General features: G+C 39.7%; 21 protein-coding genes. 10 read left to right on the plus strand and 11 right to left on the minus strand.

All coding sequences use genetic code 11. The features are described 5' to 3' along the window. The first annotated feature begins 393 nt into the window (after window positions 1–393). Window positions 394–1065: a response regulator transcription factor gene (locus tag I7X29_RS10440; protein ID WP_198466734.1), complete on the plus strand. Its 672-nt coding sequence runs from the start codon at window positions 394–396 to the stop codon at window positions 1063–1065. Between the two features lie 2 nt (window positions 1066–1067). After that, a complete protein-coding gene (locus I7X29_RS10445) occupies window positions 1068–2345 on the plus strand; it encodes a sensor histidine kinase (RefSeq protein ID WP_198474531.1) in 1278 nt (425 codons plus the stop codon). Window positions 2346–2424: 79 nt separating this feature from the next. Here the strand turns inward: I7X29_RS10445 and I7X29_RS10450 are convergent, their stop codons facing one another. The 10 genes from I7X29_RS10450 to murD all read right to left on the minus strand — a co-directional run bounded on the left by I7X29_RS10450 (window position 2425) and on the right by murD (window position 11197). Then, the gene (locus I7X29_RS10450; protein WP_088593642.1) at window positions 2425–2946 is read right to left on the minus strand and encodes a porin family protein; all 522 of its coding nucleotides are present in this window, start codon (window positions 2944–2946) and stop codon (window positions 2425–2427) included. A gap of 83 nt (window positions 2947–3029) precedes the next feature. Beyond that, entirely contained in the window at window positions 3030–3539 is a 510-nt protein-coding gene (locus I7X29_RS10455) for a gamma carbonic anhydrase family protein (RefSeq protein ID WP_009414121.1), read from the minus strand. Beyond that, on the minus strand, window positions 3520–3747 hold the full coding sequence (locus tag I7X29_RS10460; RefSeq protein WP_009414122.1) for a DUF3820 family protein: 228 nt from the start codon (window positions 3745–3747) through the stop codon (window positions 3520–3522). The genes I7X29_RS10455 and I7X29_RS10460 overlap by 20 nt, the downstream gene beginning before the upstream one ends. Before the next feature lie 40 nt (window positions 3748–3787). Next, window positions 3788–4921 (minus strand): biotin synthase BioB, encoded by a 1134-nt coding sequence (gene bioB / locus I7X29_RS10465; protein ID WP_009417015.1) that lies wholly within the window; start codon window positions 4919–4921, stop codon window positions 3788–3790. Between the two features lie 84 nt (window positions 4922–5005). Beyond that, window positions 5006–5680: a (d)CMP kinase gene (gene cmk / locus I7X29_RS10470; RefSeq protein ID WP_198474533.1), complete on the minus strand. Its 675-nt coding sequence runs from the start codon at window positions 5678–5680 to the stop codon at window positions 5006–5008. Window positions 5681–5684: 4 nt separating this feature from the next. Continuing rightward, window positions 5685–6719: a ferrochelatase gene (hemH, locus tag I7X29_RS10475; RefSeq protein ID WP_198474535.1), complete on the minus strand. Its 1035-nt coding sequence runs from the start codon at window positions 6717–6719 to the stop codon at window positions 5685–5687. Window positions 6720–6758: 39 nt separating this feature from the next. Continuing rightward, complete coding sequence (locus I7X29_RS10480; RefSeq protein WP_198474537.1) at window positions 6759–7757, minus strand: DNA adenine methylase; 999 nt, start codon at window positions 7755–7757, stop codon at window positions 6759–6761. Window positions 7758–7759: 2 nt separating this feature from the next. Further along, window positions 7760–8620, minus strand: a complete 861-nt coding sequence (locus I7X29_RS10485; protein ID WP_225883725.1) for a hypothetical protein — start codon at window positions 8618–8620, stop codon at window positions 7760–7762. After that, a complete protein-coding gene (locus I7X29_RS10490) occupies window positions 8610–9839 on the minus strand; it encodes an FtsW/RodA/SpoVE family cell cycle protein (RefSeq protein ID WP_198474539.1) in 1230 nt (409 codons plus the stop codon). Before I7X29_RS10490 ends, I7X29_RS10485 begins: the two co-directional genes overlap by 11 nt. A gap of 14 nt (window positions 9840–9853) precedes the next feature. Continuing rightward, window positions 9854–11197, minus strand: a complete 1344-nt coding sequence (gene murD, locus I7X29_RS10495) for a UDP-N-acetylmuramoyl-L-alanine--D-glutamate ligase (RefSeq protein WP_198474542.1) — start codon at window positions 11195–11197, stop codon at window positions 9854–9856. Between the two features lie 448 nt (window positions 11198–11645). On the opposite strand from murD, the gene I7X29_RS10500 reads away from it, so the two are divergent. Together I7X29_RS10500 and I7X29_RS10505 are read left to right on the plus strand one after the other, a co-directional pair. Then, a complete protein-coding gene (locus tag I7X29_RS10500) occupies window positions 11646–11822 on the plus strand; it encodes a CAL67264 family membrane protein (RefSeq protein WP_009414129.1) in 177 nt (58 codons plus the stop codon). A 50-nt stretch (window positions 11823–11872) separates the two neighbouring features. Beyond that, on the plus strand, window positions 11873–13450 hold the full coding sequence (locus I7X29_RS10505; protein WP_009414130.1) for an NADP-dependent glyceraldehyde-3-phosphate dehydrogenase: 1578 nt from the start codon (window positions 11873–11875) through the stop codon (window positions 13448–13450). A gap of 87 nt (window positions 13451–13537) precedes the next feature. On the opposite strand, the gene I7X29_RS10510 is transcribed toward I7X29_RS10505, so the two are convergent. Then, window positions 13538–14698 carry a THUMP domain-containing class I SAM-dependent RNA methyltransferase gene (locus I7X29_RS10510; protein ID WP_198474544.1) on the minus strand — a complete coding sequence of 387 codons (1161 nt, stop codon included), beginning with the start codon at window positions 14696–14698 and terminating at the stop codon, window positions 13538–13540. A gap of 151 nt (window positions 14699–14849) precedes the next feature. On the opposite strand from I7X29_RS10510, the gene I7X29_RS10515 reads away from it, so the two are divergent. The 6 genes from I7X29_RS10515 (at window position 14850) to ruvX (ending at window position 21644) form a co-directional block, all read left to right on the plus strand. Next, window positions 14850–16073, plus strand: coding sequence for an exonuclease SbcCD subunit D (locus I7X29_RS10515; RefSeq protein ID WP_198466745.1), 1224 nt, complete (start codon window positions 14850–14852; stop codon window positions 16071–16073). A gap of 81 nt (window positions 16074–16154) precedes the next feature. After that, window positions 16155–18119 carry a putative porin gene (locus I7X29_RS10520; RefSeq protein ID WP_198474546.1) on the plus strand — a complete coding sequence of 655 codons (1965 nt, stop codon included), beginning with the start codon at window positions 16155–16157 and terminating at the stop codon, window positions 18117–18119. A gap of 15 nt (window positions 18120–18134) precedes the next feature. Next, window positions 18135–20183, plus strand: coding sequence for a peptide MFS transporter (locus tag I7X29_RS10525; protein ID WP_088593632.1), 2049 nt, complete (start codon window positions 18135–18137; stop codon window positions 20181–20183). Window positions 20184–20348: 165 nt separating this feature from the next. Beyond that, on the plus strand, window positions 20349–20780 hold the full coding sequence (locus tag I7X29_RS10530; protein WP_002680142.1) for a bactofilin family protein: 432 nt from the start codon (window positions 20349–20351) through the stop codon (window positions 20778–20780). Next, window positions 20740–21231, plus strand: a complete 492-nt coding sequence (locus I7X29_RS10535) for a hypothetical protein (protein ID WP_225879492.1) — start codon at window positions 20740–20742, stop codon at window positions 21229–21231. Before I7X29_RS10530 ends, I7X29_RS10535 begins: the two co-directional genes overlap by 41 nt. Window positions 21232–21233: 2 nt before the next feature. Continuing rightward, window positions 21234–21644 carry a Holliday junction resolvase RuvX gene (gene ruvX, locus I7X29_RS10540; protein WP_198466747.1) on the plus strand — a complete coding sequence of 137 codons (411 nt, stop codon included), beginning with the start codon at window positions 21234–21236 and terminating at the stop codon, window positions 21642–21644. Window positions 21645–21651: the final 7 nt, after the last annotated feature.

Below are 21651 nucleotides of genomic sequence, written 5' to 3' on the forward strand. Positions count from 1 at the left end.
ATATATTTTCTTTTTAAAATATGTAGTAGTTTGATAATCAAACGAAATTAAATAAGATTATTTTTTATTTTATTCACTTTCTAAATTTGCAAATTTTAACTGTAAAAAAAATGAATATTGAATTATTTTTCCACTTTTTACCAAATTAAAATCATTAAAACATCAGATTTAAGATATTATTTTTACTAAAAATGAAGTTTAGGTTAATTTATTGTTAAAATTAAAGTAATGAAGTTTTACAAGGGTATTTGAGACAAAAACAATCTTTCGATATTTTTTAAAATATTTTAATAACTATTCGTCTTACGTATATGAATAATATAAAAATAACAAACTAAAATTACTAATTGACAAATTGCTTAATTAACTAATTATCTTTATCTTTGCCCCCGTATGAAAATATTGATAATAGAAGACGAAAAAGAACTGCGTCTTACCCTGCGACAGTTTCTTGAAGAAGAGCATTTTTTAGTAGAAACAGCGAAAGATTACACTTCTGGTCTTTCTAAACTCGCTGATTACGACTACGACTGTATACTGTTGGACATTATGTTGCCCAACGGCAGTGGTATGCAGCTCTTAGACGAGCTGAAAGCGATGAAAAAGAACCACTCGGTACTCATTATATCGGCGAAAGACTCGGTGGAAGACAAGGTGTTAGGACTTGAAAAAGGAGCTGACGACTATCTGGCAAAACCGTTTCACCTGGCAGAACTCTTGGCTCGGATAAAATCGATTATACGACGAAAAAACCAACAAGGTGAAGAGGTGATTCATCTTAAAAACGTACGTCTTTTCCCGGAAACACGTACTGTGAAGGTAGGTGAGGAGACTCTGACTCTCAATCGCAAGGAATACGACTTATTATACTACTTTATGATTCGTCCTGATCGATTGGTAGAGAAAATGACACTCGCTGAAGCTGTGTGGGGTGACTATATAGACCAGGTAGACAGCCTTGATTTTATCTATTCACAAATAAAAAATCTCCGTAAAAAACTTAAAACTGCTGAAGCTGAAATAGATTTACAGGCGGTTTACGGCATTGGTTACAAATTGGTATAAGGATGAAAATATCATTGAAAAACTACACTCTGCGCTACCTTACACTCGCCTTCTTAGTGATTTTGGCGGTGTGGGCAGTTGTATTCTACGCTTATATTTTAGATGAAGTGTACGACAATATAGACGATGGACTTAAGGATAAAAAGACGCTTATTATCCAAAATATCCTCCGCCACCCCGAACTATTGCAAGTGAATGAGTTTGGTATAGAGGATTTTAGGGTCTATCCTTCACAAGAAGATTTTTCTGACCGCAATATCTTTAGCAATGCATTTTTCTATATGCCTTTTGACGATGAAGATGAGCCTTATAGGGTGCTAAAAACAGGGTTCTACGACCACGATATGAACCCTTATACGCTTGAGATACGCACTTCGACAGTGGAAAAAGATGACCTACTATTCAACTTGGCGGTTGCCTTGGGGGTGCTTTATGTGGTATTAGTGATTTCGATGTACCTTATCAATCTATTAGTAATCAACAAAATATGGAAACCTTTTAAGGGAATTGTCTCTGCAATTAGACAATATGAGGTGGGGAGTAAAACTACTCTACAACCTATCACTACTGAGGTTATAGAGTTCAACATACTGCACGACAACATCCAACAGATGTGGCAGCGTAATGAGGTGATGTTTGAGGAACAAAAGGTGTTTATTGAGAATGCTTCACACGAACTACAAACGCCCTTGGCTATCACGCTCAACAAATTGGAATTGCTCTGCAATGATTCGTCGCTGACTGAGAAGCAATTGGTGCAACTGAGTGAGGTAAAACAATCGTTGATGCGAATGACTCACCTAAACAAGTCGCTACTGATGCTCACTCGTATAGAAAATCAACAATACAAGCAAGCAGAATATATTTCATTTCAAACTCTTACTACTGATATTATAGAAGACTTGAGTGATTTGATAGCCTTTAAATCATTGGAAGTAAACATAGAAGAAATAAGTGATTTTCAAGTAGAGATGAATCCTGATTTAGCAAGGGTGCTCGTTTCAAACTTATTGCGCAATGCTATAAAATATACTGAAAAGGGAGGCAATATACAAATATTGATAGAAGAGAATCGTTTTCAAGTAAAAAATACTGCCAAAGATGCCATACACTTAGATCCTTCTAAGATTTTCCAACGCTTCCACAAGGGAGAGCAGGATGCTACTTCAACGGGTTTGGGTTTAGCTATAGTAAAATCGATTGCAGAGCGCTATCATTTAAAGGTGTATTACACTTTTGAGGAGGGAAGACACTGTTTTCAGGTAAGAGATAAGAGATAAGAGGTAAGAGAGGTTTGTAACGCATAAAAAAAACAGGTAATAATATTACCTGTTTTTTTATTCATTATAATTATGTTGATTAGAATCTATAACCTATTTTGATACCAAAATTAGGTTCGATAGCCCAGAATTTTTTATCATCATTTACGCCTTTACCGAAGTTGCGAGCAATATTCGCATAAGGAGCTACAACAAAGGTATCTTCATAGTTCCATTGGTAACCTACACCAATTCCTAAGATAAAGCTATCTAACTTTGTTTTGGAACCATCGTCGTATTTATAATTACCAAAACGTTGTTTTATAAAGGGATTGATATAGAGACCTGTACCTCCATCTTCTTCAAAATAGTAGTTATAGCCTACTTTTATACTAGTAGCATTAAATTTCCCACTACCTTTAGGAATCACTGAAAAGCGGTCGTTGAAAAACAATTCACCTTCGATAGATTGGTTGTCGGCTATAAAGTGTTCATAACCTACTTCAACTGATGCTAACCAAATGGCGTTCAAGATGTTTAAATTTACTTGATGTTGACGGTCTTGCGCGAATGTTTTTACTGAGAAAAACACAAGCATTGCAGCTACAATAATTTTTTTCATCGATATTCTTAGTTTAAAAAATAATGGCAAAGATACAAATAATTTGTTAATTAGCAAATTTGTAGATTGTCAAATCTATAAAATTAGTTGTCTATCCAGCTGGCGTATTTGGGGTAATTGGTGGCGGTACGCTCAATAAGAGCACGTTGTTCTTCGGTTACTTCTTTGATTTTCTTAGCAGGCACTCCTGCATAAAGACTCCCTTTTTCTATATGGGTATTAGGAGGTACTACGGCTCCAGCAGCTACAATGCTATGGCTTTCTACCACACATCCGTCCATTACGATACTTCCCATACCTATAAGCACATCATCTTCGATAGTACAGCCGTGTACAATAGCGTTATGCCCTATGGACACGCGATTGCCAATGGTTGTGGGGTGTGTTTGATAGGTAGCGTGAATCACTACACCATCTTGAATATTGGTGTCATCACCTATGCAAATAGTGTTTACATCGCCACGAATAACCGCATTATACCACACCGTACAGCGGTCGCCTAAGTGCACATCACCGGTAAGAGTAGCATTTTCAGCAAAAAAGCAACCTTCCCCAAAGGTAGGTTGCTTTCCGTTAACTTTCTTGACTAACATATTCTTTTAGTTTATCGATTATCTCTTGTAGACCATTAGTTTTTATCTCGAAAGTAGTAGCCAATAGCATTCCTAATTTTCCTTTGGGAAATCCCTGGGTGCTAAACCACTCGAGGTAATAGGAAGGCAAATCGGCTATCATAGTACCCTTGTACTTGCCATAAGGCATTGGGGTAGTGATGATTTCTTTGAGAATTTCGGGGGACATAGAATTAGAAAATTAGATAATTAGAAAATTAGCAGATTTACTAATGTGCTATTTTAACCATCTTCCTCTTTTCTTCGTTGCGCTCTATTTTATGGTTAGGGCGCGTCCATTTAGGGTTTTCGCCTAAGGAGTGATATTGAGAATCTTCTGCTTCTACCGTTTGAGGCTGTGGATGCGTTTCAAAAGGTTTCTGAATACGCATACCAAGTACACCGAGCATTTGCATATCCTCATTGATATCGGGGTTAGGAGTGGTGAGGAGCTTATCGCCTGCGAAAATAGAATTAGCTCCCGCAAAGAAACAGAGCGCTTGTCCTTCTTGGCTCATTTGGGTACGACCTGCGGAAAGGCGCACTTGCGATTGTGGCATTACGATACGCGCGGTAGCTACCATACGCACCATCTCGAAGATATCTACGGGCTCACAGTCTTCCAAAGGCGTTCCTTCTACGGGCACTAAGGCATTGATAGGCACCGACTCGGGTTGTGGATTGAGCGTTGAGAGAGCTACAAGCATTCCGGCGCGGTCTTCGAGTGATTCACCCATACCAATAATCCCTCCACTGCACACAGTGATATTAGTTTTGCGCACGTTGTCAATCGTTTTGAGGCGGTCGTCATAACTACGGGTAGAAATGATTTCTTTGTAGTATTCTTCTGACGTATCGAGGTTGTGATTGTAAGCGTACAAGCCTGCTTCCGCCAAACGTTTGGCTTGATTTTCGGTAAGCATACCGAGTGTACAGCACACTTCCATATCCAGCTTATTGATAGTACGCACCATTTCGAGCACCTGTTCAAATTCGGGACCATCTTTTACGTTACGCCACGCTGCCCCCATACACACACGTGAAGCTCCTGCTGATTTAGCGCGGAGGGCTTGGGCTTTTACGTGAGTAACACTCATCATATCGGCGTTTTCTATCTTTACTTCGGTTTCGTAACGCGCCGATTGCGGACAATAAGCACAGTCTTCGGAGCAACCTCCGGTTTTAATAGAGAGAAGTGTAGAGACTTGTACCGAGTTAGGGTCGTGATATTTACGGTGCACGGTAGCGGCTTCGTAGAGCAACTCCATTAGGGGTTTATTGTAAATAGCCATTATTTCTTCTTTCGTCCAATTATGACGGGTTTCGGCATTGCTACAGCCACACGTATGTTGATTTTCGCACATAGTTCTTTTCTTTATTTCGGGGGCAAAGGTAGTAAATTAATTACGAATGACAAATTACGAATTACGAAAGTGTGTAAAGCCATATTAACTTTTAACCATTGCTAAGATTTTTTGTACTTGTTCCTCTATAGTAAGATTGGTATTGTCAATTACTACGGCATCATCGGCTTTTTTGAGAGGTGACTCTTTGCGGGTAGTATCGATATGGTCGCGGTGCTGGATATTGGCAAGCACTTCGTCGAACGATGCTTTATCGCCTTTGGCTTGTAACTCTTTATAACGGCGCTGGGCGCGCACTTGTTCGCTAGCGGTCATAAATATTTTAAGTTCAGCATTGGGAAATACTGTTGTACCTATATCGCGTCCGTCCATTACAATACCTTTATCTTTACCCATTTTGCGTTGAAGGTCTACTAAGTAAGTGCGCACTTCGGGTTGTTTGGCAACTTCGCTCACCCAATTGGCTATTTCAATACCGCGTATTTCGTTTTCGATATTCTTACCGTCCAAATAAATTTCAGAAAATCCCAACTCAGGGTTGTACACGAACTTTATTTCCGACTTTCGCAGGGCTTTCATCAGGGGTTTTACTTCGATGCCCGAGGTAGAAACATAACCTTTTTCTAAGGCTAAATAAGTAACGGCGCGGTACATCGCACCTGTATCGATATAGACGTAGCCCAATGCTTTGGCTACAGCTTTGGCAGTAGTACTCTTTCCTGTTGAGGAATAGCCGTCAATGGCAATAATAATACTCATTTTGTTAAATGTTAGGTGTTAGGTATTCGTTAATCCATTTGCTAAGGGCGTGTACCCACAAATTGGAGTCGTTGAGACAGGGAACCATTTTGAATTCTTCTCCGCCATTTTCGCGGAAAGTTTTGCCTCCAGCCATTTCAATTTCTTCGAGTGTTTCTACACAATCGGTAACAAAAGCTGGGGTAATAACCGCTAATTTTTTCACGCCTTGTTGAGCGAGTTGGGCTATTTTATCGGCAGTAAAGGGGGTTATCCACTTATCGTTGCCTAAACGCGATTGGAATGATTGTGAGTAGGTATTTTCTTTCAATTCTAATTTTTCGGCTAACAAGCGAGTGGTTTCAAAGCAATGGCTTCGGTAACAATATTTTCCTTCCTCACTATAGGGATTGCAACAGGAGGTATTTTCCACTATATTTTTGTGAGCAGGGGTAGGAGAGGTTTTGCGCAAATGGCGTTCGGGCACTCCGTGATAAGAGAACAGCAGATGGTCGCAAGGGTTGTTTTCTAAGTATTTGCGGGTTACTTCGGCTAATGCTTCTATATACTCGGAGCGATGAAAGAAAGCAGGGAATTTTATAAGTTTCATTTTTGGGAACTGCTTTTTTACCAATTGCTGAGCGAATACCTCAATAGTTTGAGTGGTAGCCATTGCATACTGAGGGTAAAGGGGCATCAAAAGCACCTCATCTACTCCTTGGTCGTGCAATTGTTGGAGGCCGCTGGCTATATTGGGGTTGCCATAGCGCATAGCCATTACCACAGGTACTGAGACTTGTTGTTGTATTTTTTCAGTGAGTCGTTTTGTAATCACAATGAGGGGAGAACCTTCGTTCCACCATATTTTTTGATAAGCTTTGCTTGTTTTTGGCGGACGTGTATTGAGGATGATGCCATTCACCAAAGTGTAACGCAATAGGTAAGGCAAATCAATTATACGTTCGTCCATTAAAAATTTTCTTAGGTATCGCTTGATATCCTTTACAGCAGGGGAATCAGGCGACCCTACATTTACGAGTAATACTCCTTTTTTAGACATTTTTTAGTTAGTGAAAAAGTTAAAAGTGAAAATGTTTATTCAATATTTCTCCAAAATATGAATGTATTCAGTAGTAGTATTTGCTTTGTGAGTTCTATTTTCTTCTTTATCTGCTTTAAAGCGGTTATAGTGAGTGCTTTGCAGGTCGTATTTACCATATTTTTGCATAATATCCCTTATTTGATTAAGAGACATCAATCCTTCGTTATTATAACTAAGAAATATATAGCGAAATTGAGCATTTTTAATCAATTCATCAAAAGCTTCAACAACCATAGTTCTTTTACAATAATTAGATTTGTGATAAGGACGCAAGCCTGTTTTTCCTTGTGGGGTGAAAGTGTCGTATTTAGCAATAGTGTTGAGTAGATGATAATTAGCTCCGTATTCTCGATGATTATAAGGAGGGTCGAGATAGAGGATATCTCCACTAATTTTTGTTATAAGGGTATTACTATCTTCATTAAATACCAAATGATCATTTTCATTTTCAACAAAGAAAGCAGGCTCAAGGTACAAGTCTTTCTGAGCTGTTTTTTTGATATGTTTTAGAAAAGCACCATATACTGAAGCTGTATTTGCTACCTTATCAGCATTTTCAAGCAAAGAAGCTAATAGGAAAAAGTACACATTTTCAGTAATATAATTTTCTTTTTTCCACTCTTCAATTTTTTGGCGTATAGCATCAATTCGTTTACCATTATTAGCCTTAAAATAATTACGACCCGCAGTTCCTTTTTCAGAGTATTGTTCAAAAATAAAACCATCCACTCCTTCTAAGGAGTTGAGTTCCGAGAGATGTTCCCAGTAGTTAAAAGCAATGTGATTTTCTATATAATTTTTGTTCAACACATAGCTATAATACTCAATATCATTACTAATAATTTGTTTAACTTCTGTTTTGAAAGCTCTTCCTACTACTCCTGTACCTGCAAATAGGTCGCAACATATTTTTTGCGACAAGTCTTTACCTACAATACTATGGATAGTTTGCTTGATAAAGGGTAATAGTTTATATTTTGAGCCTATATAGTTCATTTTTAGTTATATAAGAGTATTACAAAAGCTTCTGTTCTATAGGTTTTCAATCCCAAATCTTTATGTTTAAATTTGAATGTGATAGGAGAAGGTGTTACTAAGTTTGTATTTTCTATAATTTGTTGTATTCTAATAGGTGAAATCTCATCGTCTAAATAAACAATAAACAAGCGAGGTTGAGCTCCAAACCTACCTTCATCTTGGTATGTATAAAGATATTCAGCTACTTTCTCGGGGTGCTCAATAGCTGTTGTCCTCCAATATTCTTTGAAATCTCTTTTAAATTCATTGGTAGGACTACGCGATACTTTTTGGTCATAACTTACTCCGTCTATAAAGAAATCGACTCCTTTTTTATGGGAAAGAGTAGGTATAATATTATCGTTTTTCAAAAACACCAACGTTTCTAAGAAATCATTGCGTTCAGTATTAAGCTCTTTTATACGCCTATACTTTACAGCTGCTAACTTTACTTTTTCATCTTTCTCAGAGCGCGTATTATTTTCTGCATTAAGTGCTTGTACAAAATTATCAAACTGACCTTGAGAAAAAGGCCAATTGAGAACTCCTAAACCTAATGCGTGCCATTCTTTTAACAAAATAGCAATATTTTCTTCTCCTTTTAAACCATTTTGATATTTAGGTAAGGATTTAAATATGTCCCTAATTTTATCTTTCGCTTCATTGTAATCCCATATCTTTACTATTTCACTAAACAATTCATTAGATGATTGTTTGTTAAGACTTTTTTTATCGTAATTGTACAACTCTAAAAAAGCTATAGCATTAGTTTTATTGCTAAAAATTTTCTTAACAATATCTTGGTCAATTGTTCTTTTTATATCCCTAATATCATTCATCATTAGTGTTTTTCTTCATTTGGCGGAGAGCGCTTTCGGCGAGTTCTTCTTCTATATCGGCTTCAGTTTTGTCTTTTTCCATTTTGCCGTCTTTACGTTTTTGAGCACTTACGGAAAGTATGCATCCTAAAGCTATACAAGTTACTAAAAATGAAGTTCCTCCACTACTGATAAGTGGGAGGTTTTGCCCTGTAACTGGGAAGAGTTCTACTGCTACTCCCATATTGATAACTGCTTGCAGGAGTATAGGGATGCCTAAGCCTAACACTAACAACTGACCGTATAGGGTGGGTGCTTTGAGTGAAATTGCTACAATGCGAACGAGCAATAGTATGTAGAGTAACATTATGAATATAGCTCCTACAGTTCCCCATTCTTCGGTGATGATAGCAAAGATAAAGTCGGAGGAGCTTTGAGGGAGGAAGTTTTTCATTGTGCTTTTGCCAGGGCCTTGACCTAACCCTATTCCTTTGGCTATGGCCATTTTAGAGCGTTCAATTTGGTAACCTTCTTTTTCGTCGTCACCGGCGGTAAAGGATTCGATACGGCTCATCCAAGTATCGACCCTATTAGGCATTACTTCGGGGAAAGCTTTTACAAACAAGAAGAAAACTCCCATAAAAGCAATGGCTATAAGCATAGCCGAGAGTATGTGTTTCATTGGGAATTTACCTAAGAACGATAGAATTACCACCGAAGTGAGTATGAGTACGGCGGTAGAGAGGTTAGATATCATAATCAAGCCTGAGATGAGTCCTACCGGCACCCATAGGGGTAAGAAAGTTTCTTTGAAAGTGAGTTTTTTGCCGTAATTCTTAGCTAAATAGGAAGCTACATAAGCCATTAGTACAACTAAAGCGAGTGCTGAAGGCTGAAATGAAATTCCCCAGACACTGAGCCAACGGCTGGCGTTAGCACCTTCGATAGTAGTTCCTTTGAGGAGTGTGATAAGCAAGAGAAGCACCACAACAGGAAGTAGTAATTTTGACCAAACGCGAAATTGAGCATAAGGGCGCTTGTGTACCAAATAAAGAATTGTATAACCTCCTGCAACAAAAACTAAATGTTTGACGAGATAGCCTATAGTTGTTCCTTTCCCAACAACATACACCAAGTTTGTACTAGTGCTATAGACTGCTGGGAGAGAAGCGAGTGTGAAGAGCAGGATAGTTACCCATAGTCCTCGGTCTCCTTTGATGTGTGTAGAGAGCCATTCTTGCATCACCTAAACAGAGATTACAAGCGAGCTACAGCTGCTTTAAATTGGTCGCCACGATCTTCGTAGCTTTTGAATAAATCGAAACTTGCACAAGCTGGAGAAAGCAGTACGGTATCTCCTTCGGTAGCAAACTTTTTGGCGATTCTCACGGCTTCGTCCATAGATTGGGTTTCTATCATTTCTTTTCCGCTATTGCTAAAAGAGCGCAAAATAGGTTCGTTATCAACGCCTAAGCACACGATAGCTTTTACTTTTTCGTGTACATAGGGTAACAAGGCGTTGTAGTCGTTGCCTTTGTCTTGACCTCCTACTATCCACACGATAGGGGTTTTAATGGTATCGAGGGCAAAATACACTGAGTTTACATTGGTTGCTTTAGAGTCGTTTACATAAGTAACGCCGTCTACCACTTTTACTTCTTCGAGGCGATGGTCGGCACCTTTAAATCCTTTGAGGCTGTCGCGCAAAGAGTTGTTGCGAATATTTACCAAGCGGGCTGCTACACTTGCAGCCATTGTGTTTTTGATATTGTGTTTACCACGCAAGCTGATTTCTTTTACATCGATTTCAGTAGTTTCAGCAGTTTGATTTTCTAACATAATGTGTATTTTGTTATCTTTTAGGAAAGCTCCGTAGGGGAGTTCTTTTTCTATGGAAAAGGGTATGAGTTTAGCTTTTAGGGTATGGTGTTGTAACCATTCTTCAATCACTGGGTCATCGGCATCGTAGATGAGGTAATCGCTTTCGGTTTGATTCATCGCGATGCGGAATTTAGAGGCGATATAGTTCTCGAACTTGTAGTCGTAGCGATCTAAATGGTCGGGGGTGATGTTGAGCAGTATTGCGATATGAGGGGCGAAATGCTCAATACCATCCAACTGAAAGCTACTAATTTCAAGTACATAATAGGGTGGATTTTCGGTAGCTACCAATTCGGCAAAGCTATAGCCTATATTGCCGCCTAAGCCTACTTGCAAACCTGCTTCTTTAAAGATGTGATGAGTGAGCAAGGTAGTGGTGGTTTTACCATTACTGCCGGTGATGCCCACAATGAGACTATGTGTATACTCACTGGCAAATTCAATTTCCGAGATAATGCGGATACCTTTTTCGCGAGCTTTTTTCACGATAGGGGCTTTATCGGGGATGCCAGGGCTTTTCATAATGACATCGGCAGAGAGGATTTTCTCTTCGGTGTGGGTACCTTCTTCCCATTCTATTCCCTCGTTAGTGAGGGTTTCGCGATAGTGAGGTTTAAGGGAATTTTTATCGGAAAGGAATACCTCCCAACCTTTTTGTTTACCCAAAATTGCGGTACCTACACCGCTCTCACCACCGCCTAATATTACTAAGCGTTTCATTCTTAAATCCTTTAATACTAAGGAGTACTATTATTTTGGGGCAAAGGTAAGAATAATTTGTCAATTAGCAAATTTGGAAATTAGCAAATTTGGAAATTTACTTCTATTCCGAGTTTGTCTGAAAAAGTTTTTTTCTTTAAGGGCGTTTGCAGCACATACCCAGCTATCGCTGGCTTTCCTACACAACATAGTCTGAAAAATGATTGATTATCAGAATAATCAACTTTAGTAAAGTGTGATACTTTGCCAAAGTATAGGACATAAATACGATTTTGGGACTTTTTCTGAAAAAATATCTAATACTTCTTACTATTATAGCCTTTATTTCCAAGACATATAAGTTATTGTTTTAAATACAAACGCCGTGTGTTGTTTGAATATTTTTTTGTTGGTTTACTAATTATCTGTATCTTTGCGTTTTGTAACCAACATAATAGAATATCATACTATGAATAAGAATACAGTTTTGGGGTGGGCAACCCTTATAATGATTGTAGTAGGCTTAGGGCTTATCGCCTTGGGAGCTTTTAAATACAACGAAGTTGCAGGCTTTGGCTTTGGAGCTGTAGGCATTGGTTTCTTCGCTATTGCGTGGGTGTTCAATGCCCTTAAAGGAAGAGTGTAATAATTAGCTAATTTGTCAATGAGCAAATTGGCAAATTTACAAATCGACAAATGAATATGATTCCAGAACAATTTCAAGTAAAACCGTTTCGCCAAGAGACTTATCTCATTGATGGCGAACTCCGTGAGTGGAAAGGTGAGTTCACGGATATTTATTCCACTATTTCATCTACTGAAAAGTATGCACACACACTCTTAGGCAGTGTACCTTCGCTGGGTGAAAGCGATGCTTTAGAAGCTTTACATTCGGCTACTGAGGCTTATAACAAGGGCAAAGGTTTATGGCCTACAATGAAAGTTAAAGACCGCATCAGCGCTATGCTCAAGTTTGTAAAACAGATGGAAAAACAACGCGATGAGGTGGTAAAACTGATGATGTGGGAAATTGGTAAAAATTTAGATGACTCTCGCAAAGAGTTTGACCGTACGGTAGAATACATCTATGACACTATCAACGCTTATAAGGAACTTGACAACGAATCGTCTAAATTTGTACGACGTGATGGGGTGTATGCTCTTATTCGTCGTGGCCCTTTAGGGGTTGTGCTCTGTTTAGGTCCTTACAACTACCCACTAAATGAGACTTTTGCGCTTATCATTCCCGCACTTATTATGGGTAATACCGTTATTTTCAAGCCTGCTAAACACGGGGTATTACTCTTTACGCCTCTGTTAGAAGCTTTCCAAAATTCTTTTCCTCGTGGGGTAATCAACATTCTCTATGGGCGTGGTCGCACAGTAGCTCCGCCTATTATGCAAAGTGGCAAAGTGGATGTATTGGCGCTCATAGGCAACAGCAAAACAGCTATTGCACTACAAGACCAGCACCCTAAGAAAAATCGCTTGCGCCTTGTTTTTGGCTTGGAAGCTAAAAACCCAGGGGTTATCCTCCCCGATGCTAACTTAGATTTAGCAGTAGACGAATGTGTAAAAGGAGCCTTATCGTTTAACGGACAGCGTTGTACAGCATTGAAAATTCTTTATGTACACGCTAAAATAAAAGATGAGTTTTTGAAGCGTTTTGCTGAAAAAGTAGATGCCCTTAAATTCGGTAATCCGTGGGAAGAGAAAGTAGCCCTCACTCCCCTACCCGAGGTAGAAAAACCTGCTTTCTTACAAGAACTCATAGATGATGCGCTTGCTAAAGGGGCTACCATTCAGAACAAAAAAGGCGGTGAACGCACGGATAACTTTATCTTCCCAGCAGTACTCTACCCTGTTTCTAAGGATATGAGAGTGTACAATGAGGAGCAATTTGGCCCACTTGTACCTGTAAAACCTTTCTCTAACATCAATGAGATTATTGATGAGATTTCGGATTCTAAATACGGACAGCAAATCAGTTTGTTTGGTGAAGACCCTCACGAGCTTTCTCCACTAATTGATATGTTAGTGAATATGCTTTGCCGCGTGAATTTGAACAGTTTATGTCAGCGAGGTCCAGATGTATTCCCGTTCACTGGTAGAAAAGATTCGGCTGTGGGCACATTAAGTGTACACGATGCCTTGCGCTCATTCTCTATCCGTACTTTTGTATCGTTCCAAAACAACGATTACAACGACAAGATAGTAGAGAATTTATTGCGTACTGGTGCGTCTAACTTCATCAATACAGATTATATTCTTTAGGAGTTAGGAATTAGAAATTAGAAATTAGAAATTAGTGATATAACAAAAAAGCTGTCTCAAAAGACAGCTTTTTTTGTTATTTATCAATTATTCTTTATTCATTGTTTTTTTGCTTCCTTCATACATTTTGTACTGTAACAATCGGCTTTCTAATTTACCATTGAAAAGTTTAATTTTGCGGGTGGGGCGCAAGCCTACATATTTCATTCCCTCTAAATTAGCGGTGATAAACCACGCTTCGGTATTGGGGTAATTGCGTTTGAGAGTGTTGCCTATAGAAGAGTACAACTGTTCAGTATCAGCTTGCAAGCGCTCGTTGTAAGGGGGGTTGAACACTATATGCAAGGGTTTTTGTTTATCTTCTTTTTCAGTTGTAAAAAAGTCCTTTTGGAATACTTGGATATAGTCACCAAGATCGGCATTTGCAAGGTTATCTTTTGCTTTGGCTACTGCCGAAGGCGCCTTGTCATAACCTATAATTTGATAGTGAAACTCACGTATTTTCTTGATACAACTACCAAAAATAAGATTGAAGAGGTTCTCATCAAAATCTTTCCAACGTTCAAAAGCAAATTCTTTGCGGTGTACATTGGCTGGAATATTACAAGCAATCATCGCTGCCTCAATAAGGAAAGTACCACTACCACACATAGGGTCGAGGAAGTCACATTGCCCTTGCCAACCGCTCATTATCAGTATGCCTGCCGCTAATACCTCGTTGATAGGTGCTATATTAGTAGCTGTACGGTAACCGCGTTGGTGGAGAGAAGCCCCTGAGCTATCAAGTGATACAATCACCTCATTGCGCTGGATATGAATGTGAATTGCCACATCGGGGTGGAGCACATCTACACTGGGGCGACGACCTGTAGCGTTGCGAAAAGCATCGGCGATAGCATCTTTAGCTTTGAGAGCTACATATTGCGTATGGTTGAATATCTCGGTTTGCAGGGTTGCTGTTACAGCAAAAGTTTGGCTAAGATCCAAAACTTCCTGCCAATTGAAGTCGTAGAGTTTTTGGTAATACTCTTTTTCGTTGCGGATGTAGAAAGAGTGGATAGGTTTGAGGATTTTTAGGGCGGTGCGCAAGCAGAGATTTGCTTTGTACATAAAGCCCTTATCGCCTTCAAATTGGACGCTGCGCACACCTTTAGTTACGTGCATAGCACCTAAATTGCGAAGTTCGTCAGCCAATATATCTTCAAAACCGAAGAAAGTTTTGGCTACCATTTTATAATTTTTTTCCATATTGCTGGTAATGTTCAACTAACAATTGCCGATTGCTCATCAACAATTATTTTCAGGCGACAAATGTAATACTTTTTTTTGAATTGGCAAATTTGCTAATTAGCTAATTATGTAGTATCTTTGCCAAAAATATGGAATATAAGGGAATACAATGAACTTTCTACATACTGCCGATTGGCATTTAGGACAAACATTCTACCAATATGACCGCTACGAAGAACAGCAATTTTTTCTAAACACTCTCCTACAACTACTGGAAACTGAAGCTATTGAGGTACTCCTTATCAGTGGTGATGTGTTCGATACTGCTAACCCTTCGGTAGCTGCTACTAAACAATTCTATCACTTCTTACACCAAGCTACCGAACGTTTCCCTCACTTACAAATTATTGCTATTGCAGGTAATCACGATTCTCCCGTGCGGCTTGAAATGCCCCAGCCTCTTTTAGAAAATACTCAAGTGCACTTAATAGGACACATCAAGCGAAACGAAATTCACGAAATTGACTACGATGCTCTTATCCTTCCTCTTTACAGCAAAGGCGAGATTGTAGCTTACTGTCTTGCTGTGCCTTTTCTGCGTTTAGGCGATACACCTAAAACTGATGATTTTTCGGATTACAGCAAGGGAATTGCCACTTTTTACCAAGAAATTACCGAAAGAGCTTTGGCTATTGCCAACGGTAAACCGCTGATTGCTATGGGACACTTACACGCCTCGGGGGCTGAACTCAGCGAAGAAGATACTGCCGAACGTCCTATCATTGGGGGAATGGAGAGTATATCTCCCTCAAGTTTTCCAAAAGCGCTCCAGTATATTGCTTTAGGGCATATTCACAAAGCACAAGCCTTGGGCGATACACATATACGTTATGCAGGGAGTCCTATCCCTCTTTCGTTTTCTGAAAAACACTATACCCACCAAGTTGTAACTTTTTCTATAGAAAACGGATATGTACAGGGCATCAAACCTATTCCTCTACCTATCTATACCCCTTTGCTCAGTATTCCTGAGCGCGCGCTTCCTCCTGAAGAGGTTTTACATCTTCTCACAGCTTTACCCGAAGCAACAAGTGAGAGTGTAGCTCCCTATTTAGAAGTGAAAGTACTGCTCAAAGAGCCTGCTCCCGAACTGAAAAATAGCATTCTAAAAACTATTGCTAACAAGCACGTGCGCTTAGCGCGTATTGATGTGCGCTACCAGCAACAAAACAAAACTCAACAAACAGTTTTACAAAGCGAACTCACCCTCAACGACTTACAGCCTTATGAGGTATTACAGCGCGTATACGAAAACAAATACCACGAACCTCTACCCGATTTTTACAAACCCTTGTTTGAAGAGGCAATGGGGTTAGTGGAAAGTGAAGAATGAAAAGTGAAAAATCATTAATTGTTAATCGTTAATTATCAATTATTAATTGTTTTTTGTATCTTTGCCCCCAAATAGAAAAGAATGACCTTGAAACACTTTATATATTTCTTCATTGGGGCACTATTTCCTTTACTCTCTTTTGCTCAAGAAGAGGAGGGAACTCCTAATGGCAAAGAGGGAGGCGTAACCTTCAAATCACTACGCCCTAAAAAAAAGAAAGACAGTATTACTTTCACAGCACGCGACTATAAAATCATCACCTATACCCGCGATACTACCTCTATAGACACCTCGCTTACGATGCAGAAGTATTACCTGAACAACGAATGGGGCAAGGATATGTTTGGCAAGATGCCTTTCTCAAATATGGGGCAGCCTTATAATACTATGGCTTATGATTTCCGCCATCAGGACTATGTACCTTCAATGGGAGCTGAAGCTAAAAAACAACTCTACCTCACCCCCGAGGAGATTACTTACTACCATTTGCCTACCCCCCTTACCGAGTTCACTTACAAAAGCGGTATGGAGCAAGGTCAGTTTCTAAACACCCTATTTTCCATAAACTTACAGCCAAATTTCAATTTCTTCATCGCCTACAAAGGTTTGCGTTCGCTCGGTAAATACCAACGTATCTTGGTGAGCAATGGCAATTTTAGGGCAGGATTTTCGTACGTATCACCTAACAAAAAATACACTGCTTTTGCGCATTTTGCCTCTCACGATATCACCAGTCAGGAGAATGGAGGCATTGTAACGCCCGAGCAGTTTGAAGGAGGTGAACAGCAGTTTAAAAATCGAGCAACCATAGATGTGCAATTGCTCTATGCCGAGAATTCTCGCGAGAGCAAACGCTATTTTTTGCAACACGACTACGCTTTTTTGCGCAACCGCGATTCGTTAGCTTCATACAAGCAAATACGCTTCCGCCATTTGTTTAATTACGAAACTGAGTTCTATACTTATGATGAAACTCAAAGTAATAATTATTTTGGTGATGCTTATGTACCTCAAAACCTGCACGATAAAGTACGCTTGCAACGAATGACCAACCGCGCAGGGGCTGAACTTGAATTGCCGTATTTGGGCAGAACTTTCCTCTTTGGGAATGCTTATTTCTATAACTATTACTTCCAAAATGCTTACTTCGTATCGGGGGTGTTACAACGCCACCAAATCAAAGATACCGACCTGAGTTTAGGGATACAATGGCACAAAAAAGTAGGAGGTTTTAGCATAGAAGCTGAAGGAGAACAAACCTTTATAGGCAAAATGACGGGTACTAAACTCAGCGGCAAACTCGCTTATGCTTTCAACGATAAGAACAGTATTACTGCTGGTGCTGAATTACATTCGGCTATGCCTAATTTCAACTATTTGCTCTACCAAAGCGACTACAAACAGTTTAATTGGGACAATTATTCATCGTTTAAAAAACAGAATACCCAAACGCTCTATGGCGATTTGAAAACTCAATGGGGAAATGCTTCACTAAGTCTCACCAACCTCAACGACTACACTTATTTTCAAGTAGAAACTTTAGGACAAGTACGCCCTGAGCAGTACAGTGGTAACATTCAATATTTGCAACTAAAAGTACAAAAAGAGTTCAAATTTGGCAAATGGGGATTGGATAATACAATGCTCTACCAACAAGTAGTGCAAGATAACGACATCCTCAATGTACCTACTTTCGTAACCCGCAATAGTTTTTACTTCGCTTCACACTTGTTCAACAAGGCAATGTACTTACAAACGGGTATAGGTTTCAATTATTTTACGAAATACTACGCCAATCAGTACAACCCACTATTAGGAGAATTTGCGGTACAAACAACCGAAAAAACAGGTAGTTTCCCGATGTTTGATTTCTTCTTCAACGCCAAAGTGCGCACAATGCGTATTTTCTTCTCCTTAGAACAATGGCAGGTGCCCGTGAGCAATTGGCTAAAAATGGGAAATCCTTACAACTACTATTCAGCTCCACGCCAGCCGTACAGAGATTTTATTATCAGGTTAGGCATCAAGTGGGATATCTTCAGTTAATAGGTAACAAGTTTTATGACAAAAAAGACAATTTTCGACACACAAGTATTAGGACACCCTGCGGGGCTATTCGTGCTCTTCTTTACTGAAATGTGGGAACGCTTCTCCTTCTACGGGATGCGCGTACTTCTCATCAATTTCCTCACAATGACCCTCATAGGCTACAATCCTGGTTGGGCGTGGAGCACCGAAAATGCTGGGGCACTCTTCGGTACTTATGTGATGCTCCTCTACCTTACTCCTATCTTAGGCGGTATGATTGCCGATAAAATTACCGGCTACCGCTGGGCTGTAATCATAGGAGCAGTAATTATCACCTTAGGACACGTATCGATGGCTTTTGAGACTGAATTTTCACTCTACTTAGGTCTCACCCTCTTGATCATCGGCACAGGTTTTTTCAAACCTAATATGGTATCTTTTGTCTCTCAGATGTACAAAGATCTCCCTGAAAAGAAAGACGCTGCTTATACGATTTTCTATATGGGGGTAAACTCGGGTGCTTTTTTCGGGATGATGCTCTGTGGCTACTTAGCTGAACGCATTGGCTGGAATTGGGGCTTCGGTTTAGCGGGAGTCTTTATGCTTTTAGGTACCATACAGTTTTGGTTTGCCAAACCGCTTTTTGGTGATATAGGCAGCAAACCGCAAACTACAACTGATACCCCACAAGAAATAACACACAACGAGGAAGATAAACGCAACCCATTCACTACCGTTGATAAAATCCTTATAGCCCTCGCCGCAATCATAGGAATTGGCTATGCCCTCAACGACCCTCTTTCCAAAATATGGAACATCGACCTCTTTGCGTGGGCTTCAATGCCCGCACTTAAAGGGCAATACGTGATGGTAATTATAGGGGTCATCGCCTTCTTTTACCTGATAGGCAGTCGTATCGTACGTTACACTCCCATAGTGCGCGACCGTATGCTCACCGTGGTTATCTTTGGTTTCTTTGTAGTCTTCTTCTGGCTCGCTTTCGAGCAAGGAGCTTCCTCATTAGTAATTTTCGCCCGCGACAATGTAGAGCGTGAATTGCACGGCAATTGGGCAACAATTTACAACATTTTTAATGCACTACTCACCGTAATTCCGCTATTGCTCATCACCTATGTGCTTTTCCTGCTGATAAAGAAAACGTACAAAAAGATATTCCCCGCCGTAATTGTGCTCTTGGTGTGCTTCACTCTCGTGTGGGGTATCGCCGTGTGGATGCTCAACCGCGATTTCAAAACTACAGCTTACAGTGTGGCGTATAAAGCCTACGAACAAGTAGATGCTGATAACCACACCACCTATATACCTATTACAGAGGAAAACCGCAACGCCCACCCCGAACTGAAAATCGTTGAGCGCACTACCATTATAGGTGTAACCGATGCTCGTCTAAACGTAGGGCAAGAAATCAAACTACTCAGCAAGAACAACAAGAATACTTCCTTCGCCTATGCCGATACCGAAAAAGTACAATGGGCTAAACAACGCGGCACAACTCTCAATACCGATAACGGACTCATCGTCGCTCAAGTAAAAGAAGAACGCGACAACTGGGTAGAGGCTACTACTTCGTGGTTTTCTATACTGAACTCCTTTTTTATCATTGCTTTAGCAAGCATATTCTCTCGTTGGTGGGATAGCCGTTTCAACCCTCCTGCAGCCGTAAAATACGGACTCGGATTACTGATGCTCTCCATTGGGTTCGGCTTGTTAGCTATTGGAGCGTATGGCGTTACCCAAGGGATAAAAGTGAGTATGCTATGGCTCGTATTTGCCTATATGTTCAACACAATGGGAGAACTCTGCCTTTCCCCTGTGGGACTTTCGTACGTCTCTAAGCTCGTTCCTGCTCGAATGATTGCCTTTATGTTTGGCGTATGGTACCTCGCCGTCGCTATTGGCCATAAATTAGCAGCTGTGGTGGGCGGACAAATAGAGAATATCACCAAAGAATATAGCCTCTCTACCTTTTTCTTGATATTCACCATCGTGCCTGCCGTAGCAGGAGTGCTCATCATCCTCATCAATCCATTTGTGAAAAAACTGATGCACGGAGTGAAATAGGAATTAGGCGTCAGGTTTCAATATAAAATTTACCAAAGTTTTTTATCACATAACATTCTATAAAATAATACTTTACAGAATATAACAAAATAAAACAATATCAAAAATTTGTAGTTTCAAAAAAATTATTATACCTTTGTCTCTGTATTTGTAAAACGAAATACAATGGCTATATTTAACAACAAAGAAAGAGATAATAGAAACATTATGGCAGCAGACAATACATTAGGAAGCAGCAACCGCATCGTAGCGGAAACAAAATTCAAAGGAGAAATCCACTCTAAATCCGATTTTAGAATTGATGGAGAAGTAGAAGGTACTTTTGAAACTTCTGGTAAATTGGTGATAGGCAGAACCGGTGTAATTAAAGGCACTGTGATTTGCGAAAACGCCGATATCGAAGGCAAAGTAACTGGTACCCTAAAAGTAAGTAGTGTACTCAGCTTAAAATCAACCGCTGTAGTAGAAGGTGAAGTACACGTCGATAAACTTGCTATCGAACCAGGTGCTGTATTCAACGTAACTTGTACAATGAAAGGGGCTAAATCTTTTGTAAATGACAACAAACCTCAACCCCTTGAAAAAGTCAATAAATAACCAGAGTAACTCCTCACAAGCAAAACTACAAATGGCTATGCGTATAGCCATTTGTAGTTTTTGGTATTTGGCAGGTTGGGCAATAGGTACTGGTACTTTGTACAGCTGCTACAACTATAGTATAGAATCACAAGGTGTTAGCTTGTTCTATTCATTAGATAAGTTATTGCTTTTTCATTGTGGCATTTCAGTTTTAGTGTTTATCATCATTCTTGCGGTACACCTAAAACGCCCCCAATACACTGCCTTTGCCTTTGTAGCGGGATTTGTACTGCGGCTTATAGCTGTGATTCTCTTCTGTTTACCTTTAGAAAAACTCACAAACTCTCAACCCCTATACGAACTACTTTTTATAGCCTTACCTACTTTCTATTTTATAGCCTTAGAAACAGTTATTGCCATTCGATTGGTGAAATCAGCAAGTCGACAAATTGACAAATCAACAAATTAATTATGCGCATTTTAGCTATAGACTACGGAACCAAACGCACAGGTATTGCTGTAACCGACCCCCTGCAAATTATCGCTTCGGGGCTTTGCACAGTAGAAACCCCTACCCTACTCGCTTTCCTAAAACAATACACTGCCGAGGAAGCCGTAGAAGCCTTTGTGATTGGGCAACCTAAACGACTCAACAACGAGGATTCCAGCGTAGAAACTCACATTCAGCAGTTTATAACACAATTACAAAAAGAATTCCCTACAATCTCTATACATCGCCAAGACGAGCGCTTTACCTCTAAACTCGCTTTCCAAACGATGATTGATAGCGGACTAAAAAAAAAACAACGTCAAAATAAGGCGCTCATCGATGAAATAAGTGCTACCATTATCTTACAAGAATTTTTATCAGGTAAGAAATAATAACAAA

The sequence above is a fragment of the Capnocytophaga periodontitidis genome (genome assembly GCF_016126015.1).
In the GTDB taxonomy this organism is placed as follows: domain Bacteria; phylum Bacteroidota; class Bacteroidia; order Flavobacteriales; family Flavobacteriaceae; genus Capnocytophaga; species Capnocytophaga periodontitidis.